The sequence below is a fragment of the Pseudonocardia aurantiaca genome (genome assembly GCF_039526725.1).
Classification (GTDB): Bacteria; Actinomycetota; Actinomycetes; order Mycobacteriales; family Pseudonocardiaceae; genus Pseudonocardia; species Pseudonocardia aurantiaca.
The window spans coordinates 77,429-90,827 of the sequence record NZ_BAAAJG010000014.1; the positions used below are offsets into that span (position 1 = coordinate 77,429).

At 71.1% G+C, this 13,399-nt stretch carries 4 protein-coding genes; 1 reads left to right on the forward strand and 3 read right to left on the reverse strand.

Annotation, left to right across the window (positions count from 1 at the left end; genetic code table 11):
- Positions 1 to 12 precede the first annotated feature (12 nt).
- Genes ABD143_RS21870 through ABD143_RS21880 form a run of 3 tightly spaced genes read right to left on the reverse strand, consistent with a single transcriptional unit; the run spans position 13 to position 10,423 of the window.
- Positions 13 to 4,959: a helicase HerA domain-containing protein gene (locus tag ABD143_RS21870; protein ID WP_343981444.1), complete on the reverse strand. Its 4,947-nt coding sequence runs from the start codon at positions 4,957 to 4,959 to the stop codon at positions 13 to 15.
- Positions 4,959 to 6,608 carry a methylation-associated defense system protein MAD7 gene (gene mads7 / locus ABD143_RS21875; RefSeq protein WP_343981446.1) on the reverse strand — a complete coding sequence of 550 codons (1,650 nt, stop codon included), beginning with the start codon at positions 6,606 to 6,608 and terminating at the stop codon, positions 4,959 to 4,961. Before mads7 ends, ABD143_RS21870 begins: the two co-directional genes overlap by 1 nt.
- Positions 6,605 to 10,423, reverse strand: a complete 3,819-nt coding sequence (locus tag ABD143_RS21880) for a protein kinase domain-containing protein (protein WP_343981450.1) — start codon at positions 10,421 to 10,423, stop codon at positions 6,605 to 6,607. The genes mads7 and ABD143_RS21880 overlap by 4 nt, the downstream gene beginning before the upstream one ends.
- Positions 10,424 to 11,156: 733 nt before the next feature.
- On the opposite strand from ABD143_RS21880, the gene ABD143_RS21885 reads away from it, so the two are divergent.
- Positions 11,157 to 13,373, forward strand: coding sequence for a GmrSD restriction endonuclease domain-containing protein (locus tag ABD143_RS21885; RefSeq protein WP_343981453.1), 2,217 nt, complete (start codon positions 11,157 to 11,159; stop codon positions 13,371 to 13,373).
- Positions 13,374 to 13,399: the final 26 nt, after the last annotated feature.

The window sequence follows — 13,399 nt, forward strand, 5'->3', positions numbered from 1 at the left end:
CATCCTCTGGGCTCAGTCCTTCGCCATGAAGACCTTCCGGGCTTCGGCCTGATCGGGAGTCGACACGTAGGCCTGCCCGACGCCGAGCTTCTCCAGCGCGACCGACATGTCCTGACCGGCCCGGCCGCGCAGGAACCCGGCGACGGTGCGGCTCTGCGGGAAGTTGCAGCGGAAGGCGACCTTCGTACCGGCGTTGGCGAGAACGTCCTTGTGGAAGTCGTCGACGCCCTGGCTTGCCACGACGACGGCGACACCGTACTTCCGACCCTCCTTCATGATCTTGGGAAGCGTGACGTCACGCGCCAGGCGATGCGCCTCGTCGAGGACGACGGCCAGCCGGAGCTGCTTGGTCTGGCCCCAGCCGAACATCTCGCGATACACCTTGCGCAGCAGGAACGCGCCGGCGGCGAGCTGGACCTGCTCCATCAAGCCGTGCACGTCGACGACCATCCCTTGGCGCAAGAGGTCGCCGAACCCCCGCTCGTCGGTCGAAGGCACGAAGAGTCCGAAGTCGCTCAACGGACGCAGGCGTGCGGCGACGTTGCGGCCACGGCCGCTGCCCTCCGCTGCCGACACCGCCTCAGCCAGCTGGTCCATGGTGGGCAGCCCGGTCGGCCCGCCCGGTGCCCCGAACCCGTGCTGGCGGTACAGCTCGCGGATCCCCTCGTACACGACGTTGCGCTGGATCTCGCCCAGGCTGCAGACATAGCCGATCACCTCGGACAGCTCCCAGGCCGCCTCCGCATATCGGGTGTGCACCTCGCGGGTCTCGAACGGCGAGATCGGCAGCCCCTGGGTGGCGTCGAGCACAGCAGCTCCGCCGGCCGGGGCAGCGGCCATGTCGCCGTGGAAGTCGATCACGAGCGCCGGCAGGCCCTGCGCGGCAAAGGAGTCCAGGATCCGTCGGGTCGTGACCGACTTGCCCTGGCCGGGGATGCCGAGCACGAACAGGTGTGGGCTTCCGTCGGTGCTGATCCGCCATGAGACGTCGGCCGCGTGGGCGTCCTGGCCGAGGTGCACCTCCACGACCTGCGGCCCGCCGTCCGGGGTCGCCGGGCGCGAAACCGGAACATCAGGAACAGGCGGCTCCACAGGGGCCGGAGCCGGCTCAGCGAACGGCGGGGTCGCGAGCGTCTCGGAGACCGGTGCGGGCGGAGCAGTGGGAGCCGGCAGCGCGACGGGCTGGACGTTCTCAGACGCCGACGCCGACGCCGACGCGGAATCGGCGCGGGTGCTCTGCTCGATACCCACCGCGTCGAGATCAGCCGCCGTGAGCACCTCGATTCGGACGCCACGATGTTGCGTAGGAAGCCCGGCGGACCCACCCAGGCTGACGACGTAGCCGCGCCTGCCGATCTCCGGGACGAGGGCGCCATCCTCCACCCGCTCCACGAGCTTCTCGAAATCGGCGCGCTTCTGGTCGTCGAGCAACCCCATGGCCAGTGCACGGTCGGCGTGGTGGCGGAGGATGCCCCCGAGCCGGGCCCGTTGCAGCTCGGCGTCGATGCGGGGCGGGTCGAGGCGGAAGAAGGTGTCGCGCAGCATCGTCACGGTCGAGTCCAACTGCTCGACCATCTCGTCTACCAGTGCCGCCGGGATCGTGCTGGCGCGACGGGACTTCACCTCGATGCAGTCCAGCCGCATGGTCCGCGCGGTGGTCCGGACGAGGACAAGATCGCACCGGCGGACCGCCGCCTCCGCGCCGCTGCTGCCGAACACCTCCTGGTGCGCATCGACGGGCACCACCACCGCCCCGTCGAGCTCCCCGCGCCGGCGAAGGTGGGCCATCAGCGCCGCCAGGCTGACGGCCTCGGTCGCGAGGCTCGTCCGTCCGATCAGCCGCAGCGCGAGCCGGCCGGACACGACCTGGAGGTGGTCGAGGACGACGCGGACCGACTGGTCGACCGCGGCCAGGTCCAGCTCGTCCATTGCGTCGGCGAGGAGGCGCTGCACCTCACCGCGATGGGTGGTGGTCACCGTGAGGCGCGGGCCCAACCCCTCCAGGAAGTCGGGTGCGTAGTCGAGGATGTAGGGCTGCGCGGAGCCCCCGCCCAGCGCGGCGCTGTAGTGGTCGATCCCGAGGTTGCGGTCGAGGGTCAGCACCCAGTCCGAGCGTTCGTGGGCAGCGCGCAGCGATGTCAGCTCGCCGGGGCCCAGGGCCGCCGTGAGCGCGACCGCGTTGGAGGCATGGCCGAGATGACCGGCCAGCGCAGCCTGGTACGCGCGGTGCGCCTCAACGGCGTCAGCGGCGCCGTCGCGGCTGCGCACCCGCACGGCAGGCGCGGTCCGCCAGGTGGCTCCGCCGCTGGTCACCCGCTGGTTGGTGGCCGGCGTCAGCAGGTTGCGGAACGACGTGGCGGTGTCCGGGACGGCCACGTTGCGGGCCTCGCCGTCCGCCCCGGCCTTCACGGTGGCGAGGTCACTCACCACTCCGAGATGTGCCGCGCGCTGGTCGGTCGAGAGCCGCTCGTGCGACCGCACGCTCAGGCCGAGCGGGGGCGTGAGATACGAGCGGGCCCCGCGCACCTGCTGGCCGGCGACCCTGCGCTGGAGATCGGTGAGGGCCGGTAGCGGATCGGTGAACGCGCGGCGGCTGGTGTAGGCGGTCACCTCGATCCGTGCGGGCGCCCCCGCGAGCTCGTCGTCTCCCTCGGGCTCACGCAGCACGGAGTCGCGCAGCGCCTGGGCCAGCAGTTCCCCGGAGCCGGCGTTGTAGGTCAGCAGCTGCATCGCGTCCTGACCGGGATGAGCGGTGCGATAGGCGGCGATGCGCTCGGCGACCAGCGCCGGTGGGATCTCCGGGGTGACGTCACGCCGGTCGAGGCCCAGAACGTCGAACACGGCCTGCACCGCGGCGCCGGGTTCGGCCTCGCCGGGATCCAGGTAGACGCCCGTGCCGAGGGTCGCCTCCCGGATGTAGACGAACGGCGACCCGTCCACCCCGAGCACGGCGAAGGGAAGGTTGGCCGGTGTGACCCGCTCGACGAGCTTCACGTCGACGGACTGCCTGCGGCGGGACTTCGAGCGCCCGAGCGCGCGCAGCTCGACCGCCCACCGCGTCAGCGTCGCGTCGTACTCGGCCGCCCAGGCCAGGCGCATCGGGTGCAGGGGCAGGACGAGAACCGCACCGATGGAGCTGTGCCCAGCCGTCGCCACGTTGAGCGTCAGCGTGTCGATCGCGAGGAGGGCGCTGCGGGCCTCCTCCCCGTTCACGGAGTCGAGGGCCCGCCGGTAGCTCTGGCAGTACGCCATCGCCTCCTCGCGCAGCTCCTCGTCCCAGTCGACGGTCTCGACGACACTGCGGGGGCGGCGGGACCTGAGACGCTCGAACAGCCGTCGCCTGCGATCGGCCAGGCCCTGGGGCAGCATCCCGACGACGGGCTCACACGCCGCGGGGTCGAGCACCTCCCCGAGCCGTCCTGCGGCTTCCCAGGCCACGACGCGACCACGCTCATCGAGCGCTCTGTGCTGGAGATTCACCAGTGCCGGGCTCAGCGCGAGCTGGACGGTGCGCCGCCCGCCCAGCCGCAGCGAGAACGCGCCGCCGCTCCAGCCGGGCGCGTCCTCGCGGAGGTCGTCCTGTCCGTCGAGTGCGGCGCCGAGCCGCGCTTGCGCCAGTGACGGCGTGGACGCCCGCCGGCCGCCCGTGTCGAGCTGTTCGGCCTCCCAGCGCACCGCGAACTGCTGGCTCTCCTCCACGGCCTCGTCGCTGTTGCTGAGCAGGAGCGGCTGGCCGCCCTCGTCCAGCGCGGTAAGGCGCACGACGAGGAGGGCGCCTTCGGCGAGGTCGTCCTCACCGAGCTCGATCCGGACGGTGCCGCGTCGCTTGTCGCCCTTGACGAGCTGCCGGGCGATCGGCTCGGTGTCGGCGTCGCGAAGGTCCTCCGGGGGCAGCGCCTCGAGCAACCACCGGTCGACGGCGGCCGTGTTGACAGGGTCGGTGCGCCACACCAGCGCCACCGTCGCGGGGGTGTCCGGTCCCGCCTCGGCATAGGGCAGCTCACCCGCCGCGCCCTGCTTCAGCCGGTTGCCGGCACGCAGTGTGCCGTCCTCCTTGAGGAACGGGTCGATGCGCAGGCTCGTGACCTCGACCGGGCACCGCGCGACGAGCGGCCAGTGCTCGAACGTCAGTGTCCCGGCATGTGGCGGTGCCCCCAGACCCGATGCCCACGCCGGTGCGTCGGACAGGTCGATCTCGGGGTCGGCGAGGTAGCGGGCGATGACGTCGCGGCTCTTCCCCTCCTGCAGCTCGGCGGCCGTGAGACGGTCCGCGACGGAGGCGACGGCACGGGACGGGCGGGAGATGGCCCGCACGCACCGCGCGTTGCGGGCGAGCCGCTCCACCAGCTGCGGCCCGCCGAGGTCCGGTACCAGACCGACCATCCACAAAGACCCGCCGACGGTGTCCCAGCCCGGATCGGCGACGACCGTCGCGACGTAACGAGCCCAGGCCTCCACCGGCCGCGAGCGGCCCAGTTCCCGCGCGAGCCGCCGCACGGCGGAGGCGAGGTCGGGGTCCTCCAGCGCGGCGACGAGATCCTCGCCGGCGCGCGCGAGCAGCTCGGCGATGTCGGTCCGCGCGAAGCTGTTGTCCAGCGAGCTGGCGGCGGCCCCCGCCCCGACGGGCACGACGAGCACGAGCGCCCGCTCCTTGCGGTTGCGCAGCTCGACCGCGCGCTCCGCGGGGATCGGCACGTCACCGTCCTCGGACGGGGCCGGCCCGTCGAGCCGCTCAGCCAGGACGTGCACGTCGGCGGCGCCGGCCGACAGCCTGCTCCGCAGGGCCCGGACGAGCGCGTACGCGTCGCGCCGCTGGACGCTGTCGACGCGGACGCAATGGCCCGCGCCGTGGTCGCGGACCGACCCCGCGATCTGGTCGGCGAGCCGGTCGACGACCAGGTCGGGCAGTGCCGAGGTGGTTCGCTCTGCGGGGAGCTGGGCCGTGGCGAGCGGGGGCATCAGGCGTCTCCGAGAGGATGGCGGACGATCTGCACGGAGAAGTCGTCGGACAGGCTGTCGAAGCAGCCGAGCAGCTGGAGCCGGGCCTTGAACGCCTCGAGGTTCGCCGCGGCCGCGGCCCGCGCCTCGGCGCCGTCGAGAAAGGCGGGCGGCCGGTCGACGAGGATGCCGAACCGGTGTTCCAGCGCGTCGAGCACGTCGCGCAGCGCCATCTCGCGCCGGCTCGAGCGGCCGGACGGGTCGACGAAGACGGCGAGCAGGAGCGCGGTGAGCAGCTCCTCCCCCGGCGCGTAGCGCCACGAGCGGCGGCTCGTGCTCGTCCCGCGAAGCACGCCGTACGGCTTGGCGATGCCTCCGACCGACCGGAACCACTTGACCGAGTTATTGGTTGCCCGCGACTGGTTGACGAACTCCATGATGTCGAGGAGCTTGCTCAGCTCGTCGACGTCGCGGGACTGCGTGGCGCGCAGGAACTCCTGCTCCGGGTCGGTCACCTGCTCGCTGCCCAGCGAGTCGGCGACGAGGTCGTCGATCCGGCCCTCGGCGTAGGACTCCACCCGCCTGTGCGAGCGCAGCGATGCGAGCTGCGCGAGCCGCTCGGGACGCGAGAGCGCCTCTCGCCGCTCCAGCTCGGCCGGGATCCTGCTCAGCGCCTGATCGACCACCACGAACGTCATGCGGTCGCGGAACGCCAGCCGCACCCGGTCCAGGTCACGCTCCACGCAGCGCCGCGCCATGCCATCGGACACCGACCCCAGATCGCCGGTGAAGTCGCAGTACAGCTCCAGGGGCGACGGCGGTGCGCCATTCTGGCTGGCCGGACGCATATCGGCGGGCAGCTCGCCGGTGCGCAGCAGCTCGCGGGCAGCGGCGGACACTCGCAGGCTGAAGGCGAACAGGCCAACCGCCATCAACGCGGCGAAGCTCGACATCAGCGACGGAACCGGCAGCCGATCGCCGTACACCCGGATGTGCGCGAGCAGCATGCCGCCCAGATCAGCAGCCACAGCCGGGAGCGGATTGTCCATCGGCTCGGTGCTGGTCGGCAGGGCGTCGCCCATCTCGACGCCTTCGAGAAACCGGAACTCCAGCAGCGCGCCGATGTCGAGCTGCGACACGTCTGTCAGCCGAGGTTCCCAGCGGGGCTCCGGACCAATCACCAGCCCGCGGCCGAGGGTCCGGGCCACCAGCTCACGCAACTCGGTACGCGCTGAACCCGGCGCACCGCGCTGAGCCGCGTCGAGTAGGAGCTGGTACACGGCATCGTCAATTCCGGCGTGCCGGGTCCGATCCTTCGGCAACCCCGCCCGATACGCCGCCAGCGTGAGCGGCGCAACGCCGAGCATCTGCTCCCCCGCGCCGCTGCGGCCCACCGTTCCCATGTCGACCACGCACGAGCGCAGCCAGCCGTCGAGCAGCGCGCGGTCGCCGTCGGCGGCGAAGCCGACGACCCAGCCGCCGTCGAGCATGGCGTCGCGGTAACCCGCGAAGTCGCCGGCGTTGGTCTTGGAGCGGCTCGACCGGCCACCCTTCACACACATCTCGAACAGCTGCGGAAGCACGCGATCGGTGTCGGTGTCGAGCATCGAGAAGACCGTGAGCGGGCGGTACTGGTAGGTCCGCAGCGGCTTGGGCAGGGTGATGGTCATCGGGCCTCCCGCATGATGCGGCCGTCGGCGTCGATCGTGGCGCGTACCGCGCTGCCGGCGCCGTCGACGATGCGGACGGAGCGCGCCGGCTGCAGCCGCAGCCGGTTGCCGAACCCTTCGATCTCCTGGCGCAACGCGGCCGAACCCGAGTCGCCGAGGATCTCACCGTCCGCCGCCCGCATCAGGAGCTCGGCCGTGTCGAGGGTGATCCGCAGGCGGGCACCGTTGTGATGGCGCAGCTCCAGCTGGTCGGGGAACGACTCGACGTACCCGGACGCCGACGTCGTCGTCACCAGCGAGAACGCCGACGCCGGCAGCTCCTTGATCACCACGATCGCGCGCACCGCCTCGTCCTCGAACACCCGGTCGCGCAACGCGAGGCAGGTGTCGTCCTCGTAGCCCGCGTAGGCGAGCACCCGCGACATCCCGAGCAGGATGCGGGGCAACGCTGCGCCAGGCGCGTCCAGTGCGGCGAGGTACTCGTCGAAGTAGCGGTAGCTGCGCACCTCCTGCCGGGCCTGCGCCTCACCCCATTCGCCGAAGAACAGCGATCGCTTGAGGTGTGCCATCTCCTGCTCCCCCACCGCGCTCAGATCGGGCAGCAGCGTGCGATCACCGCGGGCCGCGCGGGCCGCGGCCGGGGCGGCGAGCCCGGCCGGGTCCAGCTCCGACCACTCCTGCACGAGATAGTCGCCGCTCTCGGGGTCGAAGGCGAGATCCGACGCGCGCCGACGCGCGCCGCCACCAGGGTCCTGACCTGCCTTCATCTCAGCGTGCACCGCCTCACACGACAGGTCGCCGGTGATCAGCCACCCGAACGCGGAGCGGACGTCGCGGACGGTGGCCCGCCGCCTGCGCCGCAGGTGGCTGGTGAGCAGCAACTCGGCCACCGCTCGCCGCGCCCGCTCGGAGCGGAGCCGTTCGGCGTTGCCCCGGATCGGGCAGGCCGAGCGCGCGGCGCAGCCACCGCACACCTCCCAGCGGTGCAACGCGGTCAATGAGGTGAGGATGTCCGCGCCGACGGCGGGGCCGTCGAGGTCGGGCAGCGCCAGCGCACGGCGCTTGAGGTCGACAAGCACCGTGCGGGCGTCAGCCGGGGCAGGGGTGGTGCGCTGGCGCTCGAGCTCCGCGGCCAGCGCCGGGTAGCGCTCTGCGTGATCGCCGAAGAACTGCGCGATCCGCCCGTCGTTGGCGGCGATCAGCACGGTCCGCCGCTGCGGGTCGTCGTCGGGCGCGGGATCGAGCGCCGCCCGCAGCAGGCCGTCGGACGTCAACGACCCGTGCGACTCCGACGCGTCGTAGACCGCGACGAACGTGCGGCCGTCGAGGCGCTTGCGCCAGCCGGCGGCGTCGGCGTGCAGTGTGACCGCGCCGGCCCGGTCGAGAACCCCGCCGACCTGCACGAGGAACGAGGTCTTGCCGTCGCCGGGGTTGCCGCTGAGTACGACGACGTCGAGCTTGCCGTCCCGGATGGCCGGGACCAGCCGGGAGTCCAGGAGCGTCGGGCGGTAGGTGTCGAGGGCGAACGCGTCGTCCATGCCCCGGTTGCCGGCGTTGCCGATCCCGCTGTGCCGGTAGAGCCCGCGCAGCGCCGCGACCGTCGGGTTCACGACGGCCTGGCCGGGCGCGACCGACGCCTCGCGGGCCCGGAGCACCTGCTCGGCGAACTCGGCAGCGTCCTGAGGGCGGTCCTTCGGCTCCGCGGCGACCGCGCTGTAGAGGGTCGCCAGCAGCGACCGGCCGTAGCGCCGCACGTCGGAGGCGGTCGGCTGGACGAGGATCTCGCGTTCGTCGATCCCGGGTCCGGCGTACGGGTAGCGCCCGAGCATCGCGAACAACACCGACGCCGCGGCGCTGTAGATGTCGGCCGCGGGCGACCAGCGCCGCCGCGTCCAGACCTCGGGAGCGGTGAACGGAGGCGAGCCGACCGCCGACTGGGCGGCTTCGACCGGCGACGCCAGCCCGAAGTCGATCAGCTTCGCCCGGCCGTCGTCGCGGACGATGATGTTCGCCGGGCTGACATCGCGGTGGTAGAGCGCCTGCTGGTGGGCGTCGGCGAGGCCGCGCAGGACGTCGACCGCGATCCGCCGGGCCTGCTCCTGGTCGAGGCGCCGGCTGGAGGCCGCGACCTGCTGCAGGCTCTGGCCGGGCACGTACTCCTGCACCAGGACGCCCGGCTCGGGCCGGACGAGCATGTCGTAGACCTTGGCGCAGTACCGGCTCCGAAGCCGGTCGGCGTGCGTGTACTCGGCACGGACCTGCTCGGGGCCGACCCGGTTGGGCCGCATGTGCTTCAACGTGCGCTGCTGGTCGAGGTGCTCGTCGTGCGCGAGCCAGGTGACGGCCCATGCACCCTCCCCGAGCGGCCGCAACAACCGGTAGCGGCCCTCGAGCAGGGCGTCGACCTCCATCACCTCGGAGCGCACGGGAGGTGTCAGAGCCGGGTCCGGTGTGGGCGAAACCGGCGGCTGCGGGGTCAGCGCGGCGGCGGCTTCGGCCGCCGACAGCCGCTCCCCCGGGTCCGGGGAGAGGCATCGCGCCAGTATGTGCCCCACGCCGTGGTAGTCGATCGCACGCTTACGGGCCACGTCATGGTCGGGCTCGTCGGAGGCGTCGCCGTGCAGCCACTGCACGAGGCAGAGCGCGACTGCGTAGACGTCGTCGGCGGGGAGGTAGGCCTCCAGCGGGACGCCCGGGGGCCGGAACGCCGCGGAGGTTCCCCCGTCGTCGAGCGACGGCGCGATCGTCGCCGTCGTGGGCAGGTGCGCGCGGCCGAAGTCGCGAAACCGGACCCGCCCGGTGTGCGTCACCTCGACCGTGCGCATCTCGATCGCCCGGTGGGTGATGCCCTTGGCGTGCACGGCCGCGAGTGCGGTGAATGCATCCTCCGCGACGGCGGCACCGAGCCTGGCGGGGACGCGCCCGCTGGCGTCGTGATCGGGCTTCGCCTGCGCGGCGATCCTGTGCAGGCTGGTGGCGTCCATCCCGACGATCACCGGGGTGACCCGGTAGCCGTCCCAGTCGAACCAGCCCTGCACCCGCCAGGTGCGCTCCTCCGCGGCCAGGGCGGCCAGCGCGTCGTGCTCGCGGGTGGCCTGCAGCCGGGCCTGCTCGGGGTCGGCGGAGCCGTCGATCGGCACGCACGTGAGGAAGACCCCCTCACCGGCGGGAGTCCGCGCCGGGAAGACGATCGCATTGCCCTTCGGGGTGGCGGCGTCGAGCACCTCGTACTGCATGATCTGCTTCGGTGGCAGCGCGTCACGGCGCTGCGGCAGCCCCAGCAGGTAAGCCATGAGCGCAGGCCGGTGTGCGGCCATCCCGTCAGGGAGTGCGTCGTGAACTGCTCGCAGGGTGTCGGCCGTGTCGGCCAGCCGCAGCACGACGTTCTCACCGAGGTCGGCTGCGTTCTCCAGCACCAGCCAGTCGTGCGAGAGCACGACGTGCGCGAAGACCGGACGGACGCCATGCGGCAGCGCCTTCAGCCCGTCCTTCCACCCCTTGACGTGCGACTTCAGGCGCCCGGCCAGCACCTTCGAGGCGTAGGAGACCTGGCTGACCGGGTTGTGGCGTTGACCGCCGTTCACGTACCAGTTGACCTCACCGGCGACGACATAGCGCCCCCACGCCTTCTCCTCGCAGAGGAAGACGGCGTGCGGCCCGACCACGATCAGGTCGAGGTCAACGGTGCCCATTCCCCCCGGGATGTCGCGGCCGGCGATGACGTCCCAGTCGTTCGGGAGGCCGGCTTCCAACCGCTTGGCGGTCTTCTCCTCGCCCGGCCCATGCCACGGGCCGAGGACGTGCAGCTGCGCCACTACAGAGCCCCCCGTTCGATCGCACGCCGGCTGAACTCGGCGCGCGCGACCACGCAGCCCCCAGCGGTGCTCGTCGTCAGCAGCACGAAGTCCCCCCTCGCTTCCCTGACGACGGACCACTCACGGCAGGGACTCGGAAGATTAGTGCTTGTGCACTTTGCGTGGCACGGCGGCGCCCGTTACATCTTTCAGGCTAGTTTCATTAGCCCGTTGGGCATACCGCAGAGCACGCGTATCCGTCCGTGATCTTCGTGGCGAGACGATGAATATCGTCGTTTGCGTCCCTTCGCGGCCGGCCTGGCCGAGAGCCGTTGCCAGGCTCGTTTCGGCAGGCTCGCGGTGACCTGGTCGGCGCGCAACAGCCCGGCCGCGGTCGGGACTCGACGGTCGCATCCGATGCGACCAGGACGCCTACACCCACGATAGTCATGATCGAATCCCGCCGCGCCACTGTCTTCGGTTGCACCGGTGTCACGCCGCTGCTCGCCGGGCTCACGCAGCCCTCCGCATCCGCGACTGGCCGATGACGACGATGAACAGGCCCAGCTGTCAGCCCTCCGTCGCCATCGCGTCGACAACCGTCAGGAACTGATTTGACCATCTGCGTCGCCCCCAGGTTCCACGCGCTGCTCGCCTCCGGACGCCCGGCTCGGACCTGTCGCGTGATCGTCCCGCTGCTGGTAGAACGGTGAGCCATCGGGCGGACACGAGCGGCAACCATCGAAGGGGACGGATGGCGAGCGGCAGGATCACCGGCAAGGCGTTCCACCTCGCAGAGCTGTTCGGCCGCGTCACCTACGCAATCGAGTACTACCAGCGTGAGTACGCCTGGTCCGCCGACGACGTCGGCACGCTGCTCTCCGACCTCCTCGAGGCGTTCGAACTCGCGGACAACGACCGTCGCTCGCGCCGCACGATGCCGTCGGAGTTCTTCCTCGGTCCATTCGTCTACTCCGAGGAGGACGGCAACCGTCGGTTTCTCGTGGACGGCCAGCAGCGCTTCACCACCCTGCACCTGATCCTCCTGCACCTGCTGCGGCGCACCCCTGATGGCCGCCCCGAGCGCAAGACACGCCAGCGGCTCGAATCGGCCATCATCGACGGATGGGACGGCAGCACACCCCGGTTCCGATTGGATATCAACGAGCGCCAGAAGGCCCTGGAATCGCTGCTTGAAGACCGGCCCTATGAGGTGCCTCTGGGCTCGAATCTGGCCGTGCAGACGCTGTGGAAGCGCAGCACCCAGATCGGCGAGGAACTCGCCGAACGCCTGGACTCCGAACAGCACCGCCGCTTCGTCGACTGGCTTCTCGACAGCGTTGTGATGGTCGGCATCGAGGCCGTCGACCGCGACAACGGGTTCCGCATCTTCGAGTCGATGAACGATCGCGGAGCCCGGCTCACGTCCGTCGACCTCGTCAAAAGTTTCCTGCTTTCACGGGCGAACCGGGACGAGGAGAAGCTCAACGAGGGATGGCGCGAGATGCTCGCCGAGGTGACCGTGGTTCGCGGCGACACCGATGCGCCCAAGAACTTCCTCAAGGCGTTCCTCCTCGCCCACCACGCCGACCTGACCGAGGGCTCCTCCGACCCCGGGGAGATCGAGCTGGCGCCTCACATGTGGATCCGCACACACGCCGAACGGATCGGCCTGAAACACGGCGACAACGAGACCTACCTGGCCTTCGTGTCGCAGTTGATCGACCTCGGACGGCACTACGCGACGCTGACCGCCGCGACCGCCGAGCCGCGCCACAGCGACGGGCTGGCCGCCGTCTACTACAACCACGTCAACACCGTGACCGCCCAGATGGCCCTCATCCTAGCCGCCGTCAACCCCGACGACACCCTGACGATCGTGAAGGACAAGGCGCGGATCGCGGCCAACTTCGTCGACCTGCTCTACGTCGTGCGCGCGGTCCACGACGAATCGACCCGGGCGGACGACCTCAACCGCGCGGTTCTGGAGGTGGTGCCACTCGTCCGCGGCTGTACGTCGGCCATCGCCCTGGGCACGATTCTCGGGGCGCAGCTACCGGTTCTCGACTTCACGGTGATGCGAACCTTGGGCGTCCGCGGCGACAATCGCGCCCAGATTCGGTACCTCCTGGCTCGGATGACGGCTCACGTGGAAAGGGAGATGGGCCAGCCCGATGAGGTGGCGCACTACCTGGCGCGAGAACGCACATGGCACATCGAGCACATCTTCGCCGACCATGCCGAACGCCACCCTGACCTCGACCCCCTCACGTTCCGGTTGATGCGCAACCGGATCGGCGGGCTGGGCCTGCTGCACGCATCGGACAACACCAGCGTGGGTGACATGCCGTACGCGGAGAAGATCGAGTGGTACCGCAGGCACACTGCGCTCCTCGCCGTCCTGTCTTCCGGCTACGGCAAACGGCATCCGAAACTGGAGGCGGTCCGCAAGTCCCACGGAGCGCAACGGACGCTACGGGACTTCGGTACCGCTCCCTCGATGCGCGAGGTCATCGACGTGCGGGCGACGATGTACGAAACGCTGGCGCGTCACATCTGGGCTCCTTCTCGGCTCGGTCTCGTCCTCCCCTCACCGGCACCGGAACCAGTACTCCCAATTTCCGCTGACCCGGATGCCACGCCGAAGCGGGCGTCGGCGACGCGCCGGGGGGAAGCTCAGCCTCGCAAGCCCCGCACCCAGATCGGCGCTCTCATTGCCGACGGCCGGCTCCGGCCCGGCACCCAGCTGCACGGGACCCATCGGGGCGTTCGCCACGAGGTCCGGGTGGATGACGGCGGCTTGCTCTGGCTCTCCGACGCCGACTCCTTCCGGCTCCCGGACGAAGCAGGGAGGATGGTCACGAACCTCAAGTCCTGTCAGGGCTATAAGTTCTGGAACGTCACCCTCACCGACGGCACGGCGGTCCCGCTGGGCCAGTTCCGCGCTGACACCACGCTGATGGCCCGCTGACCGCGACGCGGCGCATCACGAACTGG

What these genes read in the sequence shown, in the direction of transcription:
- ABD143_RS21870 (WP_343981444.1), bottom strand. Translation starts at nt 4,959, where the DNA reads ATGCCCCCGCTCGCCACGGCCCAGCTCCCCGCAGAGCGAACCACCTCG.
- ABD143_RS21885 (WP_343981453.1), top strand. Translation starts at nt 11,157, where the DNA reads ATGGCGAGCGGCAGGATCACCGGCAAGGCGTTCCACCTCGCAGAGCTG.
- mads7 (WP_343981446.1), bottom strand. Translation starts at nt 6,608, where the DNA reads ATGACCATCACCCTGCCCAAGCCGCTGCGGACCTACCAGTACCGCCCG.